Origin of the sequence: Mesorhizobium hunchu (assembly GCF_040081975.1) — a bacterium.
GTDB classification, from domain to species: Bacteria; Pseudomonadota; Alphaproteobacteria; order Rhizobiales; family Rhizobiaceae; genus Mesorhizobium; species Mesorhizobium hunchu.
Window position 1 is genome coordinate 89,995 of sequence record NZ_JBEBMG010000011.1, and the last position, 22,052, is coordinate 112,046.

At 62.3% G+C, this 22,052-nt stretch carries 24 protein-coding genes and 2 pseudogenes; 16 read left to right on the forward strand and 10 right to left on the reverse strand.

What is annotated here, in order from left to right; all coding sequences use genetic code 11:
• Positions 1 to 144 precede the first annotated feature (144 nt).
• The 12 genes and pseudogenes from ABMA46_RS17800 (at position 145) to ABMA46_RS17850 (ending at position 8,799) form a co-directional block, all read left to right on the forward strand.
• Positions 145 to 441: a hypothetical protein gene (locus ABMA46_RS17800; protein WP_349001337.1), complete on the forward strand. Its 297-nt coding sequence runs from the start codon at positions 145 to 147 to the stop codon at positions 439 to 441.
• 193 nt (positions 442 to 634) lie between these two features.
• Complete coding sequence (locus ABMA46_RS17805; protein WP_349001338.1) at positions 635 to 1,123, forward strand: carboxymuconolactone decarboxylase family protein; 489 nt, start codon at positions 635 to 637, stop codon at positions 1,121 to 1,123.
• A 148-nt stretch (positions 1,124 to 1,271) separates the two neighbouring features.
• Complete coding sequence (locus ABMA46_RS17810; RefSeq protein WP_425475768.1) at positions 1,272 to 2,039, forward strand: alpha/beta fold hydrolase; 768 nt, start codon at positions 1,272 to 1,274, stop codon at positions 2,037 to 2,039.
• A gap of 61 nt (positions 2,040 to 2,100) precedes the next feature.
• Positions 2,101 to 2,355: a hypothetical protein gene (locus ABMA46_RS21395; RefSeq protein WP_425475766.1), complete on the forward strand. Its 255-nt coding sequence runs from the start codon at positions 2,101 to 2,103 to the stop codon at positions 2,353 to 2,355.
• A 65-nt stretch (positions 2,356 to 2,420) separates the two neighbouring features.
• Complete coding sequence (locus tag ABMA46_RS17820; RefSeq protein WP_349001340.1) at positions 2,421 to 3,176, forward strand: SDR family oxidoreductase; 756 nt, start codon at positions 2,421 to 2,423, stop codon at positions 3,174 to 3,176.
• A 50-nt stretch (positions 3,177 to 3,226) separates the two neighbouring features.
• Positions 3,227 to 3,628 carry a cupin domain-containing protein gene (locus ABMA46_RS17825; RefSeq protein WP_349001341.1) on the forward strand — a complete coding sequence of 134 codons (402 nt, stop codon included), beginning with the start codon at positions 3,227 to 3,229 and terminating at the stop codon, positions 3,626 to 3,628.
• A gap of 72 nt (positions 3,629 to 3,700) precedes the next feature.
• Complete coding sequence (locus ABMA46_RS17830; RefSeq protein WP_349001342.1) at positions 3,701 to 4,138, forward strand: CBS domain-containing protein; 438 nt, start codon at positions 3,701 to 3,703, stop codon at positions 4,136 to 4,138.
• Between the two features lie 343 nt (positions 4,139 to 4,481).
• A pseudogene (locus ABMA46_RS21400) lies at positions 4,482 to 5,084 on the forward strand (PAS domain-containing protein); the annotation flags it as partial.
• A gap of 285 nt (positions 5,085 to 5,369) precedes the next feature.
• Positions 5,370 to 7,103: pseudogene (locus ABMA46_RS17835) on the forward strand (PAS domain-containing protein); the annotation flags it as partial.
• Positions 7,100 to 7,750, forward strand: a complete 651-nt coding sequence (locus ABMA46_RS17840) for a response regulator transcription factor (protein WP_349001344.1) — start codon at positions 7,100 to 7,102, stop codon at positions 7,748 to 7,750. The pseudogene ABMA46_RS17835 and the gene ABMA46_RS17840, both read left to right, overlap by 4 nt.
• Positions 7,740 to 8,123, forward strand: coding sequence for a response regulator (locus tag ABMA46_RS17845; protein WP_349001345.1), 384 nt, complete (start codon positions 7,740 to 7,742; stop codon positions 8,121 to 8,123). The genes ABMA46_RS17840 and ABMA46_RS17845 overlap by 11 nt, the downstream gene beginning before the upstream one ends.
• Positions 8,113 to 8,799, forward strand: coding sequence for a response regulator transcription factor (locus tag ABMA46_RS17850; RefSeq protein ID WP_349001346.1), 687 nt, complete (start codon positions 8,113 to 8,115; stop codon positions 8,797 to 8,799). The genes ABMA46_RS17845 and ABMA46_RS17850 overlap by 11 nt, the downstream gene beginning before the upstream one ends.
• Before the next feature lie 20 nt (positions 8,800 to 8,819).
• On the opposite strand, the gene ABMA46_RS17855 is transcribed toward ABMA46_RS17850, so the two are convergent.
• The gene (locus tag ABMA46_RS17855) at positions 8,820 to 10,400 is read right to left on the reverse strand and encodes an MFS transporter (protein WP_349001347.1); all 1,581 of its coding nucleotides are present in this window, start codon (positions 10,398 to 10,400) and stop codon (positions 8,820 to 8,822) included.
• A complete protein-coding gene (locus tag ABMA46_RS17860) occupies positions 10,397 to 11,428 on the reverse strand; it encodes an HlyD family secretion protein (RefSeq protein ID WP_349001348.1) in 1,032 nt (343 codons plus the stop codon). Before ABMA46_RS17860 ends, ABMA46_RS17855 begins: the two co-directional genes overlap by 4 nt.
• A 109-nt stretch (positions 11,429 to 11,537) precedes the next feature.
• Here ABMA46_RS17860 and ABMA46_RS17865 point away from each other — a divergent pair, with 109 nt between their 5' ends.
• Positions 11,538 to 12,140: a TetR/AcrR family transcriptional regulator C-terminal domain-containing protein gene (locus ABMA46_RS17865; protein WP_349001349.1), complete on the forward strand. Its 603-nt coding sequence runs from the start codon at positions 11,538 to 11,540 to the stop codon at positions 12,138 to 12,140.
• Positions 12,141 to 12,935: 795 nt separating this feature from the next.
• Here the strand turns inward: ABMA46_RS17865 and ABMA46_RS17870 are convergent.
• On the reverse strand, positions 12,936 to 13,832 hold the full coding sequence (locus ABMA46_RS17870; RefSeq protein ID WP_349001350.1) for a LysR family transcriptional regulator: 897 nt from the start codon (positions 13,830 to 13,832) through the stop codon (positions 12,936 to 12,938).
• Positions 13,833 to 14,101: 269 nt separating this feature from the next.
• Here ABMA46_RS17870 and ABMA46_RS17875 point away from each other — a divergent pair, with 269 nt between their 5' ends.
• The 3 genes from ABMA46_RS17875 (at position 14,102) to ABMA46_RS17885 (ending at position 16,297) form a co-directional block, all read left to right on the forward strand.
• Positions 14,102 to 14,836 (forward strand): SDR family NAD(P)-dependent oxidoreductase, encoded by a 735-nt coding sequence (locus ABMA46_RS17875; protein ID WP_349001378.1) that lies wholly within the window; start codon positions 14,102 to 14,104, stop codon positions 14,834 to 14,836.
• 65 nt (positions 14,837 to 14,901) lie between these two features.
• Complete coding sequence (locus tag ABMA46_RS17880; protein ID WP_349001351.1) at positions 14,902 to 15,669, forward strand: SDR family NAD(P)-dependent oxidoreductase; 768 nt, start codon at positions 14,902 to 14,904, stop codon at positions 15,667 to 15,669.
• A 28-nt stretch (positions 15,670 to 15,697) separates the two neighbouring features.
• Positions 15,698 to 16,297 carry an NADPH-dependent F420 reductase gene (locus ABMA46_RS17885; protein ID WP_349001352.1) on the forward strand — a complete coding sequence of 200 codons (600 nt, stop codon included), beginning with the start codon at positions 15,698 to 15,700 and terminating at the stop codon, positions 16,295 to 16,297.
• A gap of 604 nt (positions 16,298 to 16,901) precedes the next feature.
• On the opposite strand, the gene ABMA46_RS17890 is transcribed toward ABMA46_RS17885, so the two are convergent.
• The 7 genes from ABMA46_RS17890 to ABMA46_RS17920 form a co-directional block, all read right to left on the reverse strand.
• On the reverse strand, positions 16,902 to 17,384 hold the full coding sequence (locus tag ABMA46_RS17890; RefSeq protein ID WP_349001353.1) for a hypothetical protein: 483 nt from the start codon (positions 17,382 to 17,384) through the stop codon (positions 16,902 to 16,904).
• A gap of 269 nt (positions 17,385 to 17,653) precedes the next feature.
• Positions 17,654 to 18,274, reverse strand: a complete 621-nt coding sequence (gene ureG, locus ABMA46_RS17895; protein WP_349001354.1) for an urease accessory protein UreG — start codon at positions 18,272 to 18,274, stop codon at positions 17,654 to 17,656.
• Positions 18,271 to 18,936, reverse strand: a complete 666-nt coding sequence (locus tag ABMA46_RS17900; RefSeq protein ID WP_349001355.1) for an urease accessory protein UreF — start codon at positions 18,934 to 18,936, stop codon at positions 18,271 to 18,273. Before ABMA46_RS17900 ends, ureG begins: the two co-directional genes overlap by 4 nt.
• On the reverse strand, positions 18,929 to 19,426 hold the full coding sequence (locus tag ABMA46_RS17905; protein ID WP_349001356.1) for an urease accessory protein UreE: 498 nt from the start codon (positions 19,424 to 19,426) through the stop codon (positions 18,929 to 18,931). Before ABMA46_RS17905 ends, ABMA46_RS17900 begins: the two co-directional genes overlap by 8 nt.
• Positions 19,427 to 19,428: 2 nt before the next feature.
• Positions 19,429 to 21,138, reverse strand: coding sequence for an urease subunit alpha (gene ureC, locus ABMA46_RS17910; protein ID WP_425475767.1), 1,710 nt, complete (start codon positions 21,136 to 21,138; stop codon positions 19,429 to 19,431).
• Complete coding sequence (locus tag ABMA46_RS17915; protein ID WP_349001358.1) at positions 21,138 to 21,443, reverse strand: urease subunit beta; 306 nt, start codon at positions 21,441 to 21,443, stop codon at positions 21,138 to 21,140. The genes ureC and ABMA46_RS17915 overlap by 1 nt, the downstream gene beginning before the upstream one ends.
• A 9-nt stretch (positions 21,444 to 21,452) precedes the next feature.
• Positions 21,453 to 22,046, reverse strand: coding sequence for a HupE/UreJ family protein (locus tag ABMA46_RS17920; protein WP_349001359.1), 594 nt, complete (start codon positions 22,044 to 22,046; stop codon positions 21,453 to 21,455).
• Positions 22,047 to 22,052 lie beyond the last annotated feature (6 nt).

The following is a 22,052-nucleotide window of genomic DNA, read 5'->3' on the forward strand; positions in this document are numbered from 1 at the left end:
TACCTTAATATATCATATCATATCTGTTTGTACAGTTTATCGTATTCGTCAATAATTTAAATATAGATACAGCAATATCGAAGACAACATTTTATTTGATATTGCAATTATGTCGACAAGTTCAAAAAAATTGGAGCTGAAAAAATGCGCAACCTGATCCTTGCAACCATAGTATCTTCCATCATGACGATGCCAGCAGCTACGTTCGCTGCCGGTTTCACCACGTACGGCAAGATCGAGAACCTGAATTCCAGGGCGAACACAGTACGCCTGGTCAACGGCGACTCGTTCAGGCTTCCGACCGACGTCGATCTCTCGAGTTTCAGCGTCGGCCAAGTGGTCAAGATCACATGGGATACGCAAAATCCCGGTTCAGTCAGAATCGGGCCTCGCAAGACGATCTTCGAACTGAAGGCGACAGGCATCAGCGGCGTGAACTGATTACCGCCCGATCGAAGATGCCTATACGAAGGCAGAGCCGGTCGAAAGCTCTGCCTTCGCAGCCAAGATCGAGGCCGGACCCTGGCAATTGTCGACGCATTGATCGAAAGCAGCGGGCCGCCAGTTGCCGAACGCTTGCAATGGCTGTCGCCGGAAACGTCTGGGATCGATCGTCCGTCCGGGAGTATCGAACATGAGAACCGCAGTCTCGTCGCAAGTTCTTCCGACACCTGGATGCCAGGACTTTCAATGTGGCGGATTCTCCGGGCGAGATCCTGATGTCCATGCAGCGATCAAGACCCTGCTGATCGCGCTTCGCTCACTCGCCGCTGGCGATCCGATGCTGAATCTCGCGGCGGCACGAGCCGCGCAATTGAACCGTTGCGCCCTTAGCCTTGCTACACATGTCGAACTGGCGAAGTTTCAGGGCGAGCATCCGATGCGGCTCTGCCATCTCACGGCCTGGCGCGATTCAAACCTGTTCGGCCCGCGCGAACGCGCCGTTTTCGAATGGGCCGAGAGCATGGCAATACCACCAGCGTCGATCACCCCGGAACTGGTCGATAATTTGATCGATGCCGGGCTCTCCTCGAAAGACATCTCCGATCTGAGTCTCGTCATCGCCTCGGTCAACTTGTGCAGCCGGCTGCGATTGATAGCAGCGCTGCCTCTTCCGGCTTGAGTCCGACATACTGGGTCTTATCGACCCTAGACCTTGGTACGGCACCGGCGATCCGTAGGTTCGATAGCAGCAAGATGCGGGCTGGCGCATTCTCCGTCGTGGCAACCGTCGCTCACTCACGGAGATACCGATGAAGAAGATCACAAAAATCCTGGCGCTGGCCACAGCCATCGCGGCATCGGCCAGCATCACGGCGCAGCCCTCCGCCGCACAGCCCAAACCGACCATCGTTCTGGTCCATGGCGCCTTCGCCGAATCCTCGAGCTGGAACGGCGTCATCGCCGAACTGGAGCGGGACGGCTATGCGGCCGTCGCCGCCGCCAACCCGCTTCGCAGCGTCGCCTCCGACGCCGCCGCCGTCGCTGCCGTCGTCCGCTCTATACCCGGCCCGGTCGTCCTGGTCGGCCATTCCTATGGCGGGCCGGTCGTCACCGAAGCCGCCAACGGCAACTCCAACGTAAAAGCGTTGGTTTATGTCGCGGCCTTCGCTCCCGATCGCGGCGAGTCCAGCCTTTCGCTTTCGGCGAAGTTTCCCGGAAGCACGCTGGGGAATGCAATCGTCCCGGTTGAGCGCCCTGATGGCGTACGCGATCTCTTCATCGAGCGCAGCAAGTTCCATGCGCAGTTTGCTGCGGACGTTCCGAAGGAACAGGCCGACCTGATGGCGGCAACCCAGCGACCGGTGACGGAGACCGCACTGGCGGAGCCGTCTGGTGAGCCTGCATGGCGCAAGCTGCCATCGTATTGGATCTACGGTTCACAGGATCGCAACATCCCGCCGGCGGTGATGCGCTTCATGGCCGAGCGCGCCCGTTCGGTGAAGACGGTCGTGATCGACGGCGCCTCGCACGCCCTGATGGTTTCCCACCCTCACGACGTCGCCGACCTCATCGAGACGGCTGCGACGAGACAATAAGGCGCCGACACCCTTCGGCTTCGTACGTCCGGGTCCTTCCACAAGTGCAGGGATATTCAGCATGAAAATCCTGGTCATCGGCGCGACCGCCAGCATCCGCTCGCAAACCGTCGAGAGGTTGCGCGAAAAGGGGCATGAAGCGATGCCGGCATCGCCACCAAGGCGCCATGTCGGCTCGCACACCGAAGCGCCTCGTGATCCTGGCTATGCAGGCCGGCATCTGAGGCACGTCCTGGAGAGAGCCTTCGCGCTGCTGAGCGATCTGTGGGTCAACCTGCAGCGGCTTGAGGCCGGAGACCGCCGGGCGCGCCGCTAGCCACACGCCACGCCGGCGAAGGCACCTACCGATCGAACAATTCCAAAGCAGAACAGGAGATAGTCATGAAGATCGTCGTCATAGGCGGAACCGGCCTTATCGGTTCAAAGACAGTCGAAAGGCTGCGCGCCAAGGGGCACGAGGTTGTTGCCGCCTCGCCCAATTCCGGCGTCAACACCATCACCGGCGAAGGGTTGGCCGAGGCACTCGCCGGAGCGCAGGTTGTCGTTGATCTGGCCAATTCGCCGTCCTTCGAGGACAAGGCGGTGATGGACTTCTTCCAGACGTCCGGACGCAACCTGCTGGGCGCCGAAAAGACGGCTGGCGTGAAACATCACATCGCACTTTCCGTGGTCGGCACGGAGCGGTTGCAGGGTAGCGGCTATTTCCGCGCCAAGAAGGCTCAGGAAGACCTGATCCGTGGGTCCGGCATTGCCTACACCATCGTCCATTCCACCCAGTTCTTCGAGTTCATGGGTTCGATCGCCCAGTCCGGGACGGTTGGCGGCAAAGCGCTCGTCTCCACGGCCTTCGTGCAGCCGATCGCTTCGGACGATGTCGCCGACGTGATGGCGCAGGTCGCCGTATCGGATCCGCTGAATGGCATGATGGAAATCGCCGGGCCGGAGCGCGTTCCGCTCAATGAACTCGTGCAACGCTACCTGAAGAAGTTCGACGACCCGCGCGAAGTGATTGCTGATCCGCACGCTCTCTATTTCGGTGTCGAACTCGACGACGGTTCGCTGGTGCCGGGCGTCAACCCGCGCATCGGCCAGATCCGCTTCGACGACTGGCTTCGGACTTCCGCCCGCAAGCCGTGACGGCGGAGACGCCGCCAGATGCGCAGTCTTCCCAAACGAAGGAAAAAGCTATGATCAGGAAATTGCTTGCCCTGCCGCTGCTGGCGGCCATGGCGGCCACGCCGGCATCGGCTCATGACGACAAGGTTGCCGTCGTCTACGACCAACCGCTGCCCAACGTTCCCGGCAAGAGCATGAAGGGCGTGATCGTCGAGTATGAGCCCGGCGGCTCATCGCCGGCCCATACCCATCCTGACTCCGCCTTCATCTACGCCACCGTCCTGGAAGGAGCGATCCGCAGCCAGGTCAATGACGGTCCCGTCATCACCTATCATGCAGGTGAAAACTTTTCGGAGTTTCCCGGCGACCGCCATGGCGTGAGCGAGAATGCCAGCAAGACCGAACGCGCGCGCCTGCTCGCCGTCTTCGTGGTCGACACGGATGAAACGGAATTGACGACCTACGCGCGGTGATCCGCGATTGGTCGTTGCGAAGCGGGCGGCGTCGCCATGCGGCGCCGCTCATCCCCTATCGAGGAGGTTTCCATGCTTGTCGGACAACTCAGCCCAAAGACGTCGGTTCGCCTGACGGTCGTCGGTGTCGACGCACCGCTGCACGAGGCGGCGGTCTCCTTCCTGAAACCCGGCATCGGACTGGTCGTCGCCTGCCGTGGAAACGGTTTGGCTGCCGGCGTTCTGAGCAAGTCGGATCTCGTGCGCCATATGGCTGCCGCGCAGGTCGGCCTGGCCAATGTATCGGCATTGATGAGCAGCCCCTTCTTCTCCTGCACGCCCGACGACGATCTCCACGCCATTTGGGAAACCATGTCTGCGCGGAGCCTCCAGAACGTGCCTGTGCTTGATACGAGCGCAAGACCTATCGGGGTGCTCGATATCCGCGATGCGATGAAAGCGCTGTTCGAGCAGGAGGAGCTCCAGGAGAAGCTTCTGGCAAACTACATCGCCGGAATAGGCTACCAATAAGCTCGTCCGTCCTATTCCCGAGGACAGATGTGCGTGGTGGCGAAAGACGCGAAATTGAACGGGCGGGCCGTGTTAACCGGACGCGACAGGGATGATGAACGTGGGGGTTTTTCCGGTTTCTCCCCACGGCCGACGAAGAGGCAGGCGAGCATCCAACCTGTCCGGCTCGCTCCCGACCCTGCCATGGTCGGCTAGGCGGATACATGGATTTCCATAGGATGTCCTGACGCGGTATCGGCTGTAGCCTACGACGATGAACTGGCAAAACCTGAAACCGGCGAGAAATGATACGCTGGATCCTGACGCGGCCGCCGTCTGGCACGGCCGCAAGGAGGACCAGCCAATGACGACAGCGTCCGGATCGGCCGCCGAAATCCTGCGGGCCGCGAAAATCGTCGAAAGCGTCGTCGGCAACGCCTGGGCGACCGACGCCGACGGCAGATTCATCTATGTGACGCCCGACGCTCTCACGTTCCTGAACCTGACCCTGGACGATCTCAACACCCCTCCGGAAGAAGGATCCCTGGGATGGAAGCGGGTGATCCATCCGGAAGATTACGAGGATGCGGCGGTGGCGTGGCGTCACAGCCTTCGCACCGGCGATTCCTACAATGTCGAGCATCGAATGATGCGTGCGAACGGCACATACGGCTGGGGCCGAAGCACGGGCCAGCCTCTGTATGACAGTGAAGGACGGACATTGGGATGGTACGGCACGGTGATCGACGGTGGCGTTTCGACGAGCGCTGATGACCGGCCGTCACCCCAGGCTCTCGATGTCCCAGTGCACGACGCCGCTTCCGAAAATCCGCCGCTCAACCTCATCCATCCCCACGACAGGCCTGCCACGGAACAGGCGATGGCGCGCGCGTTCTGGCACGGCATTCCCCAGGTTGTCAGCTACCGGCGGCGCCAGGCTGACGGCAGCTATCGCTGGGCGGAACTGCGCGCCGAGCCGGGATACGCAGTCAGCGTCGATGTCGACCCCATGGTGTCGCAGCCAACCGAAAGATGGACCAAGTCCACTACGCTCGGCGAAACGGTCGAGGCCGTGCGCGCGGCCAAGGCTGTCGAGGGTCTGTTCGGCGCTGCCTTCGCGTTCGACACGTCCGGTATCTTCACCTACACCACGCCGATCGCACAGACTTCCATCTCTCTCACTCTGGAGGACCTCAACGAGCCGCTGAGCGCAAGCAGCTTCCTCGATGGGGGCGATCTCGGCTGGAAAAGGAGCGTGCATCCTGACGACTATGAAGATGCCGCCGTTGCCTTGCGCCGCTGCTTGCGCACAGGCGAACAGTTCCATCATGAATGGCGCGTGCTGCGCACCACAGGTCAATGGGTCTGGCATCGGTTCGCCGTCCGGCCGACTTACGATACCCAGGGACGCATCACCGGATGGTACGGCGTCGGCATAGACATCGACGTCTACAAGAAGACAGAGGCGGCGCTACGCGAGAGAGAACGGGAGCTCTCTCAGCTCATCGACATGGTGCCCAGCCATCTGTGGCGGTTGAGTCCGGATGGCGAGCCGACCTTCTTCAACAAGCGCATGGCCGATTTTCTCGGCATGGATGTGGCGGACATGGACAGCCCCGGCATGAGCCGGCTGGACAGGCTCATCGCAACGATTCATCCGGACGATGCTGCCGAATTCCGCAATGCTCTCAACCGTTCTCTCGCCGGTGGCGAACGGTTTGCCATGCGCTATCGCTTGCGGCGCGCCGACGGTGTCTATCACTGGATGTCGAGCCGTGCGGAACCGTTGCGCAACGAGGAGGGTCGGATCGTTCAATGGTATGGCCTGTGCCACGACATTGACGATCAGGTACATGCCGAGGACGCGTTGCGGGAAAGCGAACGCTCGCTCCGCCAACTCATAGAAACGCTGCCCGCCCTGATCTACTGCGCCGCCCCCGATGGCAAGCCGATCTATCGCAGTCAACAGCTTCGCGAATTCCTCGGTTTCAACCTGGAAGACAAGGACCAAGGGGCAAGGTCGCGGCTGGTCGGCACGCTGGATGCGATCATCCACCCCGATGATCTGACGGTTGTAAAGGAGCGGTACGGCCACTCCCTCGACACCGGCGAACCCTACGCCATGCGGCATCGCCTGCGCCGTTCCGACGGCGAATATCGCTGGGTCGAGACGCGGACCGCGGCGATGCGCAACGCCGAAGGCGCAATCGTGCAGTGGAACGGCGTCTGTTTCGACATCGAGGATCAGGTGCAGGCGCAGGAAGAGTTGCGCCTTGCCCAGGAGAGGCTTGCGCGGGCCAGCCAGGCGGCGAGCCTCGCGGAACTGTCTGCCTCCATCGCCCACGAGGTGAACCAGCCATTGGCAGCCGTTGTCGCCAACTCGCACGCCTGCCAGCGCTGGCTGAACGCAGAGCCGCCAAACCTTGAACGGGCGCAGAAGACGGTCGAGCGCATCACGCGCGACGCGAATTCCGCGGCCGATGTGGTCAATCGTATCCGCGCTCTGTTCAGGCAATCGGCCGAAGCCCGCACGGACGCCTCGATTACCGGCGTCATTGCAGAAGCCCACGAGGTCCTGGCCGAAGAGGCGTCGCGGCGGGGCGTCCGCATCGACGTGACCGTTGCGAGCGGTCTGCCCGCGGTTCAACTCGACCGCGTCCAGATCCAGCAGGTTCTGGTCAATCTGATCCGCAACGGCCTGGACGCCATGAATTCCTCGGCCAGCCCCAGGATCGTCAGCATCCGAGCGCGCCGATCGGACCGGATGATCCGCATCGAGATTTGCGACCGGGGCCCGGGTGTGGCGTTTCCCGAAAGAATATTCGAGCCGTTCTTCACCACGAAAGGAGACGGAATGGGCATGGGGCTGGCGATCTGCCGCTCCATTGTCGAATCGCATGGCGGGCGGCTTTGGGCGGAGAAGAATGAGCCGCGGGGGGCGAAGTTCGTCTTCACCTTGCCGATCGAGCCGGACGCGACGCCATGATCGTGCACGACCACATCGTATTCGTTATCGACGACGATATCCGCATCCAGGAAGCGCTCGAGGAACTGCTGGCTTCCCACGGCATCCATGCCGTCGTCTTCGGATCGGCAGGCGAATACATCGACGCCGAAAAGCCGGACGTCGCCTCCTGCCTCGTCCTCGACATCGAACTCCCCGACATCAACGGCCTCGACCTCCAGCGCCAGATCGCCAAAGGCGATCATCCACCCATCGTGTTCATAACAGGCCATGGAGACATTCCGTCCTCTGTCAGCGCCATCAAGCAGGGCGCGGTTGATTTCCTGACCAAGCCGTTCAGCGACGACGAATTGATGGAGGCGATCCGCGTCGCCCTTGACCAGGATCGGCAGAAGCGCTCGCAGCGGGCCGACCTCGACCTGCTCAGGCAGCGCTACGCCCGGCTGACGCCCCGTGAACGCGAGGTCATGCCCCTCGTCGTCAGCGGGCTTCTGAACAAGCAGGCGGCTGCTGAACTAGGTATCAGCGAAGTCACGCTGCAACTCCACAGGCGCAACGTCATGCAGAAGATGGCAGCCGCTTCTCTCGCCGATCTCGTGCGCATCGCCGAGCGGCTGGAGATTCCGGTCACCCATTCGCGCCGCGCCGGAGGTTCTAGTGTCGAATAGAAGAAATACCATTGCCATTGTCGATGACGACCCGAGGCTGCTGGAGTCGCTGGCGGACCTGCTGGAATCCGCCGGCTACGAGGCGCGTACTTTCTCTTCGGCAGGTACGCTGCTCGCCGGCGGACTCCTGGATCTGGACCTGCTCATCACCGATATCGGCATGCCGGGAACGGATGGTTTCGAGCTTCGAGACATGGTGACGAAAGAGCGCCCCGATCTGCCCGTGTTTCTGATAACGGGCCGCCACGAGATCGCGGATCAGGGCCGTACCAGGGACAACAGCGGCTTCTTCCGCAAGCCTTTCGACGCTCAAGGACTGCTCGCGGCAGTGGCTGAAGCGTTACATAACCAAGAGGGTGAAGATGAGACTTGAACAGCCGCTCATGCGGAGATCGGCACCGCAATACCTGCAAGGGAAGGGTGAATCGGACAAACCGCTCGTCATTGTCGTGGATGACGACGAAGCCGTGCGCGAGGGGCTCTACGAACTCATCCTTTCGGCCGGCTTCCAGCCGGCGTCTTTCGCATCGACCAAGGAGCTTCTCGAGGCGGATGTGATCGATCGGCCCGGATGCCTGATCCTGGATGTGCGCATGCCTGGCGTCAGCGGGCTCGACCTCCAGCACTATCTGGCGCGGAACGGCAATCCAAAACCGATCATCTTCCTGACCGGGCATGGCGACATCCCCATGACCGTGCAGGCGATGAAGGCCGGCGCCATCGACTTCCTGACCAAGCCGGTGCGCGACCAGACATTGCTCGACGCGGTGATCGCAGCCATCGCTGCCGACGCCCGACGCAGAGCCGACGCCGAAGTGGTCGGGCGCAACGTCAAGCGTCTGGAGACACTCACCCCGCGCGAGCGCGAGGTGTTGCATGAAGTGGCGCGGGGGAGACTCAACAAGCAGATCGCCTACGACCTCGGCATCAGCGAGGTGACGGTGAAACTGCATCGCGGCAACGTCATGCGCAAGATGCAGGCTGCCTCCATCGGCGAGCTTATCCGCATGTGGGAAACGCTGCCGGAGTCGATGCGCCAACCTACGTGACGACCGCTATGCGACCGTGATCAGGCGCGCGCCTTGGCCAGTCTGGCCAGCACGATCCTGATCGTGATCAGCACCGGCGCGGCGGCGATAAACAGCAGGGCGACTGCGTTGAACGCGGTGTCAAAGGCGATCACCGTGGACTGGCCGATCACGGCTTTGCCCAGCAAGCTAAACGCCGTCCGGTTGGCCTCCGCGGCGTCCATTCCCTTTGCAGCGAGCGCGGCAGCCATCGCTGCAAGCCGCTCGACGACCGCGGGGATGCCGCCTGTGACGTGGGCGGTGAGCACCGTCGCGTTGGTGGCGACATTGTCCTGGATCAGTGTCTGGAGAGCCGCCACTCCCATCAGCCCACCAAGCTGGCGGCCCGCATTGAAGAGACCGATGCCGGACGCGAGGTCGCGGCTATCGAGCTTGTCGAAGGCGATCAGAATGATCGATAGGAAGAGAAAGCCGAGGCTGAAGCCACGCAACAGGATGGCCGCCATCATGTTGTCCGCGCCGCTTTCGCTGGTCGAGCCAGAGAGCATCCACATTGAAACCATGATCATCAGTATCCCGAATGGCACAGTGGCGATCGGCGGAACGCGGCGCGCCTGCATGAGGAAGGCACAAACCAGGAGCGAGGCGACGAAAAGTCCGCCGCTCGGCAACAGAAGCAGCCCGGCGTCTGTCGGCGTGAACATAAGGACCGACACGGCGAACGAGGGAATCAGATAGGCGCTGCCGAACAAGGCCGCGCCAGCGACGAAGCTGACGATGAAGGCAAAGGAGAAGTCGGCCGACAGGAACACGCTGAGATCGAGCAGGCCGTGGCGCCCAGCGCTCGTCTCCCGGCCGGCGAATGCCATCAAGGAAACCGTGCCTGCCAATGTCAGCCACACGATGCGCGGTTCCTCGAACCAGTCCCACCGGCTGCCTTGGCTCAGGACATAGGTGAAGCAGAACAGCGCCGTGGAAACGAGCGAAAAGCTGATCCAGTCGAACGCACGGCGTGCGGTCCTGACGGACGCGGGGGCATCGGCGAGCAGCATGAGGCCGGTTGCCGCCAGCGCCAACGGAACGACGCTGAAGAATATCCAGGTCCAGGATTTGCTGTCGAGCAGCCAGCCCTGAAGAGCCGGAGCGATTGTGGCCGGGGCCACGACCGAGCCCATCGCGAACAGCGCCTGAAGAAGCGGCTGGCGACGGCGCGGCCAAGTGAGAAAGATAAGCGCCTGGCCGCCGACAAGCAGAATGCCGCCAGATAGGCCTTGCACGGCACGAAGCGCAATCAGCAGGTCCAGCCGCGTCGTGATCGCGGCAAGCGCGCATGTGGCGCCCATGACAAGGGTCGATCCAACGATCAGGCGGCGTGGATCGAAGCGGCCAATCAGCCAGGGCGCGGCCAGGAACGCCATCAGTTTCAGCGATGTATAGCTGATGTCGAGCCAGGCGAATTCGTCCGGCGTCGCGTAAGTGTCACCGATAATGTCGCCGCGCCCAAGCGACAGGACCGTGCTGGCGATCGCCTCGGTCAGAGTGGCGAGCACAATGCCCGCCAACAGAAAAGTCCCCGCCTCGGAGCGATCGTGGCCCGGCGCGCTGACGAGGGCGGTGGTCATGAACTGCCACCGTCAACCTCGACGCGTGCCGAAAGGCCGGGTACGAGGCGGCCGGGCAAGGGGTTGTCGACGAACCGTATTTTGACCGGAACCCGCTGAACGACGCGGACGAAGTTTCCAGTCGCGTTGTCCGCCGGGAGCAGGCTGAAGGCGGAGCCGCTGCCGGGCGCAAAACTGTCGACTTCGCCCTCGAGCGTTTCGTCCGGATAGGCATCGACCGTGATACGCACACGCTGGCCGGGTCGGATACGCCCGACTTGAGTCTCTTTGAAATTGGCGACGATCCAGACGTCGTCGACAGGAACGAGATCAAGCAGCGCAGCGCCTGGCGCTACCAGCCGGCCGACGCGGATCTGGCGGTTTCCGACAACGCCGTCGACCGGGGCACGGACCACGGTATTATCGAGGTCGATCTGTGCCAGGTCGTGGGCCGCCCGCGCCTGATCGACGGCGGCTACGGCCGCTTCGCGCTCGGTGGATAGGACGGCGATGCGCTCCTGCTGGGCATCGGTCGCCGCCACCGCAGCGGCCACAGCGGCTTCCGCCCGCGATCTCGCGGCGTCGCTTTCATCGACCTCGGCCTGGCTAATCGTCCGGCTGCGTACAAGCTCGCGGCGCCGGTCGTAAGCCTTCGACGCCAGCGTCAGTTCAGCCATGGCCGACAGTTTCTGCGCCTGAGCCTGCCTTACCAAGGCATGCTGAAGCTCGATCTGCGCATCCACATTGGTCAGCCGGGCCAGCGCGGCCGCGACGGTGGCTGCGGCCTGCGCGAGCCTGGCGCGATAATCCCGGTCGTCGATCCTGAACAGGATGTCGCCTGCCCGCACGACCTGGTTGTCGTCGATCGCCACGGCGTTGACGTAGCCCGCGACCTTGGGGGCGATCGCGGTGACGTTACCGCGAACATATGCGTTGTCCGTGGAGGTCTCCGCGTCGAAGCGCAACACCGCCCAGCCTGCCGCCATTATGACGACGGCTCCCAGGCACAACAGCAGGCCGAAGAGCTTCTTCTTTCGAGACTGCGCCATGACGGCCTCCGGTAATAGTCGTTACCATTGACGCTTATGGTAATGAGTGTTACCAGTCAAGCGCGTCTGGAAGGAATGGAATACAATGGGCGGTGTCAGGTCAGGACGAATGAGCCGGCGCCGGGAATCCCTTCTCAAGGCTGCAGCCGAAGTTTTCTTCGAGCAGGGTTATGCGGCCGCAAGCATCGATGCGATCATCGAGCGTGCCGGCGGATCGAAGCGAAACATCTACAGCGAATTCGGCAACAAGCAGGGTCTGTTCGCAGCGATCGTCACGGGGAATGCCGACAAGGCGCTCTCGAGCCTGCCGATCGACAACGTCGAGAAGCGCGATCTCGCCGAAACGCTGACCGTCTTCGGCCGTCATCTTCTGCGCATCTACATGTCGCCGACGGTGATCGGCATCTATCGGCTTGCGGTCACGGAGGCCAATCGCTTTCCTGATCTTGCCAAGGCATTCTACGAACAGGGACCCGGCCGCACGACAATCAGGCTGGCGCAGATCCTTGAGGAGGCGCAGAAGCGAGACGAAATTCGGATGGGAGATTGCCGACACCTCGCCGACCGCTTCATGGGCATGATCCGCGACAATCTGCATCTGCAGGTGGTGCTCGGATTGCGGCCGCCGCCGTCCGAGAAGGAGGCCGACGAAGCGGTCAGGTCCGCTGTCGACTTGTTTCTCAACGGCGTACGGATCAGCCGACACACATAGCAGATCGGGCATCCGACTTTCCATGGGTCGGATTCCGCCCGATGGAATTTGCGAGCATCCCAGCGAGCCTAACGGAGCGAAGACATGGTTTGCTGCCGAAGGAAGATCGGTAACAATCCTGCCTTCAGACATAGTCAAACTGACCGACCCCAATCCTTCGCAGGTCATGCCCATTCCTTTCGTACTGCGCGGCGGTGAATTCACCAGCTCGACGAAGGATGCAGAAAACTCCTGCGCTTGACTATTCGACCCGAGAATTCATCAAGCGATACAAAAGTGCAGGATACCTATACGCTCGATGAGCCCTGCCGCCCGAAGTCAGTTGAGGAATGGGCATCGGCTGTGAAATTCCCTGGAAGCTCTATGCCGCCTCCGGCCTCGGTCAATGTGTCCGTCGCGCTAGAGAACGGTAAGCTTCACGGTCAGACTGCAAACGGCTCCAAAACAGCCTCGTTGAATCCTTTCCGATCCGGGGACCGACCGGACGCGTAGGACTGGATTGGGGTGGTTTGCGGTCCGGCAAGTTTCGAGTGACTACGCTGGGAAAGCTGTCCTTCATCTGGTCAACGGGCTTCGGCGGCAACGCGCCCCATTCGGTCATTCGAGCCGAGGTTCCTTGTTCCTGCAAAATGACATCCGATCATCTGGCCGGCGACGGCTGCACTTTCGCCAACGGCGATGCCAATGTGAGTTCTGTGTCGGCTTCTGCGATTGGAGCAAGTGGCCTGTTTGTGGAGCACTGTAGGCAAGTCATTTCTTATGCGCTGCAAGCGCCACCGGCTAAACTGCCGCGCATCAGTCGCGCGATACGGACAGTCCCGCAAGAAGCGGAGCGTACGCCGCGAGCCTGCGGGAGACGAACTCAGTGAAGAGCCGCACGCGCTTCGTCTTGCGCGTCTCCCCCTGCGTCAGAAGCCAGAGCGTTCCATGCATGGGCGGGTCGGTGCCCGGCACTCTCGCCAGCAGGGGGTCGGCATCTCCGACGAAGCATGGCAGTTTCGTCATCCCGATTCCTTGCTGCGCCGCTGCGATCTGCGTCTCGGCGTCGGGGGTCCTGAACGGAACCCCCGTGGTGTGAACCTCACCCTCGCGCGCCCAGACCGGAATGCCATGATTGTCTATGACGATCCACCTGATGGGATCTGTCGCACCCGCACGCCACGCTGCCAGTCGCTCACGAGAGATGTAGACGCCGCTGAACAGCTCCGGTCCCTTCACGCCATAAAGATTGAGCGGCAGGTTCTTGCGGTCGGCGACGATGCGGATCGCGACGTCGGCCTCCCGGTTGGTCAGATTCGCCACCTCGCCTGAGGACTGGATTTCCATCTCGATATCCGGATGCAGGCGCGCGAAGTCGGCGAGATCCGGCATGAGCAGGTGTGTGGCGAGAAACGGTGGAAGCGTCACCCGCAAAAGCCCGCGCGCGCTCTGGTCGCGACCGAAGACGCGCGTCTCCAGCAGATGCGACGACGCCTCCATCTGCTCCGCGAACTCGAGAACCTCCTCTCCCGCAGAAGTCAGGCGGTAGCCCGAGGGCAGCCTTTCGAACATCTGCGCCCCCAGCCGCTCCTCGAGTTGGGCGATGCGTCGCAGCACGGTCGAGTGATTCACGCCGAGGCGCTCGGCGGCGGCACGGACCGAACCTCCGCGCGCGACGGCAAGAAAATAGCGAACGTCGTCCCAATCGATCATGGTGCAATCCCGCACCACGCGGTGCGCCTTCCCAAGCCTGTGTCTAACACATCGAACAGCGATACGGACGGGGTATCATTTGCCTATGCCGGCGACCGCGACCCAATCCCGAATGACGGACACCGATCGTCATGGCCGACGTCAATCGTCTAGCCGGATCGATTTCGCACCACCGATATGCGCTTTTCCGCACTGAACAACTGATGCCGACGGGCCCATTTCGAGGTTCTCGGGGCAGATGCTGTCCCGACACCACGAAAGGGAAAGTCATGGGAAAGCTTGAGGGGAAAGTTGCGGTCATCACAGGCGGTGCCACCGGCATCGGCCTCGCCGCGGCAAGGCGCTTCATCGAAGAAGGCGCCTTCGTCTTCATCTTCGGCCGCCGGCAGGAAGCGCTCGACGCGGCGGTAGCCGACCTCGGACCCGATGCCCGAGCGGTGAAGGGCTCGGTGTCCGATGTGGCCGACCTCGACCGGCTCTACGCGGCGGTGAAGGCGGAGCGCGGAACCCTGGACATCGTCTTCGCCAATGCCGGGGCTGGAAATCCGCTCCCGCTCGGGAAGATCACCGCCGAGCACATTGACGAAACCTTCGACACCAATGTGAAGGGCACGATCTTCACGGTCCAGAAGGCACTCCCGCTGATGGGCGAAGGCGGTTCGATCATCCTGACCGGATCGAGCGCCGGCACCACGGGTGCCGCGGGATTCACCGCCTATAGCGCAAGCAAGGCGGCCGTGCGCAACCTCGCGAAGACCTGGGCGGAAGACCTCAAGGGCACCGGCATCCGGGTGAACGTGCTGTCGCCCGGGCCGACGGCTACCGAACTCGCGAAGGAAGCGCTGGGCGAGGAAGGCCAGAAGGTCTTCGCCTCAATGAATCCGCTCCAGCGCATGGCCGATCCGGTGGAGATCGGGGCAGCGGCGGCCTTTCTTGCATCTTCGGACAGCAGCTTCATGACCGCCAGCGAACTCGCCGTCGACGGCGGCCTGGCGCAAATCTGACCGCGCTACGGACGGCCAGTCACTCCCTCAATCCGATCATGCACACATTCACGGAAGAAAATCAGATGGAACAACCTCTCAAAGGAAAAACTGCTCTCGTTACCGGTGCATCGCGGGGCATTGGCCGTGCCATAGCCGAATGTCTTGCAAAGGATGGAGCGACGGTCGCGCTGACTTACAACGCCAGCAAATCCGGCGCAGACGAGGCGATGGCGGCCATCGAGAAAGCTGGAGGCTCTGCGTTCGCGATCCATGCGGACCTCGTTGACCCGGCGACCGTCCCAACCCTGTTCGAGAAACTGGACGCCGAGTTCACCAAGCGAAACGGAAGCAAAGCCCTCAACATTCTGGTCAACAACGCCGGCAATTTCGGCTTTGTTGGTTTCAGGGACGCGACGCCGGACAGTTGGGACACCCTGATCGCAGTCTACGCCCGCGCGCCCTTCTTCATCGTTCAGGCCGCCCTGGATCGTCTCGCCGATGGCGGACGCATTATCAACATCTCTTCCGCAGCAGCGACGAAGCCAGTGACCGCCGCGCCGATCTACTCGATGGCCAAAGCGGCCATCAACAACCTGACCCATGCGCTTGCGTCCGAGCTGGGGTCGCGCGGAATTACCGCGAACGCTGTAGCGCCGGGCTACACGCGAACCGACGCGAACGCGGCCTTCCGGGAGAATCCCGAACTCGTAAAGGCGGTCGAGGCCGACATCGCACTGGGACGCTTTGGCCAGCCTTCGGAAATCGCCGCCGTCGTAGCGTTCCTGGCTTCCGATGCCGGCCACTGGGTGACCGGCCAGACGATTGAGGCGAGCGGCGGCTACAAGCTCTGACCGCGCCGAAAAGCCAAAGGAGACTATCATGAGCTACGCAATCATCGGCTTCGGTAACATCGGCCGGGCCCTAGCCAAGGCGTTCGCCCGCAAAGGCATCGAAGTATCCGTTGCAACCACGCGCGACCCGGGGAGCTTTGCATCCGATGCAGCCGCGATCGGGCCCACGATCATTCCCAGAACTCTAGCGGAGGCGGTCAAGGCGGACATCATCTTTTTGGCTGTTCGTTTCGAGTCGCACCCGGAGGTCGCGAGGGCGCTGCCCACCTGGCAGGGAAAGACCATCATCGACGCGATGAACACACAGGCCCCACCTGAGGAACTGGACGGTCTCCCGTCCTCTGCCGTCGTCGCGAAGGCGTTCACCGGAGCCAAGCTGGTGAAAGGCTTCAACCATCTGGTCGCTGCCGTCCTAGACCAGGACCCAGCGGTGCATGGCGGCAGGAGAGCCGTCTTCCTGGCGAGCGACAATGACGCCGCCGCAGCGGAGATTGGTGCGCTTGCGGAAAAGCTCGGTTTCGCGCCGATCAATGTTGGCGGGCTTTCGGAAGGTGGGCTGCTGGTCCAGGCGCGCGGAAATAGCTGGGCGCCTCTCATCTTCCAGGATCTGTTCAAGAGGGCGTCGTGAACAATGTATGACCGTGTCCACCTCGACGACGGGAGAGTGCTTAATAAAAGAGAATTGATCGCCAAGCTTCATACGTCAAAAGCAGCCAAAGGCGATTCAGGATCATTTAAAATTATTCTGGGCGCACAGGCGAGAAGAAAAGCTCGATAGGTCGATTACAAAAAGAAGTAGATGAGCTCATCGAACAGGCAATTCGCGAATATAGTGAAACAAGAAACATTGAGGCGGAGCAAGGCGCGAATGAGCTAATGCAAAACCTTCGTGACTTGCGTGAGCGCATGCATCGAGCAGGTATGGCAATCATGGTTCCAGATCCGATAGGTGCCTCGCCGTCAATGATACCGTTGACCAATTTTGTCTCTTGTAGAGTTCTCTGCGCTACTCTCTGGGACGGACATGTTGGAGCATGACAATACCAACCCACAGGATCCCTAAAGGACGCTATCAGAGTTGACCGAGATGAAGCGTGCGGCGAAAGTGACGATGGAAGCGGAGCCCGCCGCGGCCCTATCGCCGCCCGGCTTCTCATTCCGGGAACCTGCGTTCTGGTGGTAGTCGAGTGTCAGCCGGAACAATATTCGACGGTATCCGGCGGCAGGAAATGTCAGTGGGCCGGCTTTGAGCGCCCGCTGATCCCATTGAACTTGCGCCAGAGGTAGAACTCGGAGCGCACATTGCCTTCATTCAGGCCGCGTGTCTTCGCGATTTCCAGAGATTGTCGGATCGATACCCGGCCATCGCCCTCCTGTGACAACTCGTCGAAGACCGCCCAGGCACGGCCACATAGACTGTCTGGCTTCGGCCGACGCACTCCGTTCTGAATCGGCCTCCCCTCGCGCTGTGTCGCCTTCTCCCCTACAACCTCAGGCAACAGCCGGTGCCATGCATCGCGAAACTCGTCCTTGTCGTAGTACTTCGCCTCCAGCCACCACGCGCCGTTCTTGTCCTGCTCAGCCAGCGCCCGTGATGTGCCGGAGAATGCAGGACCACTGCGCCCCTTGAAAGGTGGACGCAGGAAGACGTGAAACTCTAAATTCTCCATAAAGCGGAAGGCCGCTATGCGCCTTAAAAATAGACGTTTGGCCAAACCTTGACCCTGGCCGAAAGCAGGCCGCGCAACAGGACACGACGGCGGCTTCACGCCCGCAAATCAGCCATAGAGACCCTGCTTCGCGGCCTTCCAAAAGCAGACATCGGCGGTGGCCCTATCTGCGGTGGCAGGTGTGTAAAAGGTGATCATCCTATCATTGAAAACTGATTGCGATTTTCGCCGCACGACAGCCGTCGTACCACATTGAAGGAAACGGGCCGCATCAACTCTTTAGCCCCAAAAGGTCATGCGGTTGCAATATTCCCCTACTCAGCCTTGAGGCCGCCATGCATCTCGATGAACTCGATGATCCGGTCGAGCCCCTGGCGGCGACGCATATCGGTGAATACGAACGGTCTGTCGCCGCGCTGCCTTTCGGTATCGGAGCGCATCACGTCGAGATCGGCGCCGACATAGGGCGCGAGGTCCGTCTTGTTGACGACCAGGAGGTCCGATCGCGTGATGCCCGGGCCACCCTTGCGCGGAATCTTCTCCCCGGCGGCGACGTCGATCATATAGATGGTCAGGTCGGCAAGATCCGGCGAGAAGGTCGCGGCCAGATTGTCGCCGCCCGACTCGATGAAAATCACGTCGAGGTCGGGAAAGCGGCGGTGCATCTCGGCGATCGCGGCCAGATTGATCGAGGCGTCCTCGCGAATTGCCGTATGCGGGCAGCCGCCCGTCTCGACGCCGAGAATGCGCTCCTCCGGCAGCGCCTGCACCCGGTTCAGGATGATCTGGTCTTCCTTCGTGAAGATATCGTTGGTGACGACGGCGACCGAATAGCGGTCGCGCATCGCCTTGCACAACATCTCCGTCAGCGTCGTCTTGCCGACGCCGACCGGCCCTCCGATGCCGACGCGAAGCGGTCCGTTGGCAGAACTCATGAGCGGAAAACCCTCGAATATTGCGTTTCGTGCCGCATGGCCATGATCTCGGACATGAAGGCGGACGACCCCAGATCGTCAAGCGTCGAACCGGCGGCCCGCGCGGCGGTTGCGAGCACTGTCTCCTCCAGCGCCGCCAGCGCGGCGACCCCGTCCTTCTGGCCGAGCGGCACCAGACGCACCGCCGCCTGCACCAGATTGGAGTCGAAGGCGTGAAGATAGGCGGTAAGCGCCGCTTCCACCGCAATACCATTTTGTGCCGCCGCCGCCCCAACCGCAACGGGATAAGGCGCGCCCTCCGGGACGGCGGGGCGGGCTTTATTCGACCAGGAAGCCAGGCCCGCGATGAAGGCTTCGCCCTGCAGCGTGGTTTCCATGTGCCGTTCGCGGGAACCGACCAGCGCCTCCGCCAGTTCCGCTGCCTGACTGGCGCCTCCGGCTTTCGCCTGCCGCCAGCTTTCCGCCAGGAGAACGGCGTCGTTCCAGCCCGACCCGCGCACAAGCAGTTCGCCAAGCCAGCCGACCAGGCCGGCGCGGTCTCCTATGACGCCTTCCTCGATGGCGCGCTCGATCCCGTGACTGTAGGAAAAGGCGCCGACCGGGAAAGCCGGGGACAGCCATGTCATCAGCCGCAGCAGCGTATGCCCGGATGCTTCAGTCATGGTGATGGCCATGCGCCCCGCGCGCATGCGAATGTCCATGATCGTGGCCCTGCGCGTGTCCATGGTCGTGACTGTGATAGGCGCCGTGCACGGGCTGGAAGCGCTCCGCCACCTCCTCCACGGTGGCGCCCAGCCCTTCCAGCATGTCGCGGATGACATGGTCGCGGCGGACGAGGATCCGGTCCTCGTCGATCTGCGCGGCAAGATGACGGTTGCCGATATGCCAGGCCAGATGCCGTAGCGGCACCCTGCCCGGCCTGACCTGGTAGAGTTCTTCCGTCGCCGCGAGGATTCGAATGGCGCCGCCATCCTCGAGGATGAGCGCGTCGCCGTCGGCCAGCAGAACTGGCGCCGGAAGATCGACCATCACCTGAACATCCTGATCGGTGGTGACCAGCTTGCGGCGCAGGTGCCGGTCATTGGAATCCAGTGTCAGCGTGCCGAACGGCTCCGCTTCGATGCGGTGGGCGTGGGATGTGGCTCGCAGCATGATCAGAACAGAAAATAGCGTTGGGCCATGGGCAATATCTCCGCCGGCTCGCAGGTCAGCAACTCGCCATCGGCCCGCACCTCATAGGTTTCCGGGTCGACTTCGATATGCGGCGTGGCGTCGTTGAGGACCATGGAGGCTTTTCCGATGCCGCCGCGCGTATTCTCCACGGCGAGCATCTCCTTGTCGACGCCGAGTTTCTCCTTCAGCCCGCCGTCGAGCGCTGCCTTCGACACGAAGGTCACCGAGGAATTGGCGACCGCCCTGCCGTAGGCGCCGAACATCGGCCGGTAGTGCACCGGCTGCGGCGTCGGAATCGAGGCGTTGGGATCGCCCATCGGGGCTGCGGCGATCGACCCGCCGAGCAGCACCATGTCCGGCTTCACGCCGAAGAAGGCCGGGCTCCACAGGACGAGGTCGGCGCGCTTGCCGACCTCTATGGAACCGATCTCCTTGGAGAGGCCGTGGGCGATGGCCGGGTTGATCGTGTATTTCGAGACATAGCGGCGAACGCGCAGATTGTCGTTCCCACCCCTCTCTTCCGAAAGCCGACCGCGCTGGCGCTTCATCTTGTCGGCCGTCTGCCAGGTGCGGATGATCACCTCGCCGACGCGGCCCATCGCCTGGCTGTCGGAGGAGATGATCGAGAATGCGCCCATGTCGTGGAGGATATCCTCCGCCGCGATGGTCTCCTTGCGGATGCGGCTTTCGGCGAAGGCGATGTCTTCGGGAATCGACGGCGACAGGTGATGGCAGACCATCAGCATGTCGAGATGCTCGGCGATCGTGTTCCTGGTGTAGGGCCGGGTCGGATTGGTCGAGGAGGGTATGACGTTCGGCAGGCCGGCGACCTTGATGATGTCGGGCGCATGGCCGCCGCCGGCGCCTTCGGTATGGAAGGCATGGATGGTGCGGCCTTTGAAGGCAGCGACCGTATCCTCGACGAAACCGCTTTCGTTCAGAGTGTCGGTATGGATCATGACCTGCACGTCGTACTCGTCGGCGACGGACAGGCAGTTGTCGATCGCCGCCGGGGTCGTTCCCCAATCCTCGTGCAGTTTCAGCGCGCAGGCGCCGCCTCTGACCATTTCGACCAGCGCGCCCGGCAGCGAGGCGTTGCCCTTGCCGGAAAGGCCGATATTCATGGGAAAGGCGTCGAAGGACTGGATCATCCGGCCGAGATGCCACGGGCCGGGCGTGCACGTCGTCGCCAGCGTGCCGTGCGCAGGGCCGGTGCCGCCGCCGAGCATGGTGGTGATGCCCGACATCAGCGCTTCCTCGATCTGCTGCGGGCAGATGAAATGGATATGCGCGTCGAAGCCGCCGGCGGTCAGGATCCTGCCTTCGCCGGCAATCGCCTCCGTGCCCGGTCCGACGAGGATGTCGACCCCAGATTGGGTGTCCGGGTTACCGGCCTTGCCGATGGCGGCGATGCGGCCGTCCTTCAGCCCGATATCGGCCTTGTAGATGCCGGTCGAATCGAGGACGAGCGCATTGGTGATGACGGTGTCCATCGCGCCTTCGCTGCGTGCGGCTTGGCTTTGCCCCATACCGTCGCGGATGACCTTGCCGCCGCCGAACTTGACCTCCTCGCCATAAACGGTGAGGTCCTTTTCAACCTCGATGAAAAGCTCGGTATCGGCAAGCCGGACGCGGTCGCCCACAGTCGGACCGTACATCTGGGCATAGGAAGAGCGGGACAGTGTTGCCATCAAAGCTCTCCCATCACCTTGCCGTTGAAGCCGTAGACCCTGCGGGTCCCGCCATAAGGCACCAGCCGCACTTCCCGCTTCTGGCCGGGCTCGAAACGCACGGCGGTGCCAGCGGCGATGTCGAGCCGCATGCCGCGCGCCGCGTCGCGGTCGAAGTCGAGCGCGGCGTTGGTCTCGAAGAAATGATAGTGCGAGCCGACCTGCACCGGTCGGTCGCCGCGATTGGCGACGATCAGCGTGAAGGCTTCCTTGCCGGCGTTCAGTTCGATGTCGCCATCGGCGGTTATGATTTCTCCGGGGATCATGACGGCGCCTCAGAACGCGCCGAACGCGAGGCCTACGCCGATCGCGGCGCAGAGCGCGCCCGCCGCGCGCGTCAGTGCACGGTAGCGGAGGCCGGAAGCAAGCCCGACGCCGATGCCGACCGCATGCAGCATCGCGGTCGCGACGGCGAAGCCCATCATGTATTCGAAGCCGCCGGCATTCTCCGGCACCTCGGTTCCGTGCGCGTGGCCGTGGAACAGCGCGAAGATGCCGATGATGGCGACGCCTGCCGACACGGGAAGGTCGACGGCCAACGCCACCAGCAGCCCGAGCGCGACGACCGACGCCAAAATGCCGGGCTCGACGAACGGGACCGGGACATGCGCCATGCCCAGCCCCGCACCGACCAGCATGACGCCGACGAAAGCGGCTGGCCACGCCCAGATCGCCTTGCCGCCCCTCAATGCCGCCCAGAGCCCGACGGCGATCATGACCGTCAGATGGTCCAGACCCGAAAGAGGATGGTCGAAGCCGGCCGAAAAGGACGAAGTCGGGCCGATGCCGATATGGGCGTAGGCGGGCATGGTCGCGGCGGCCATCAGAAGCGCCGCAAACGAGAATTTCTTTAGCGGATCAGCATTCATCGGAAA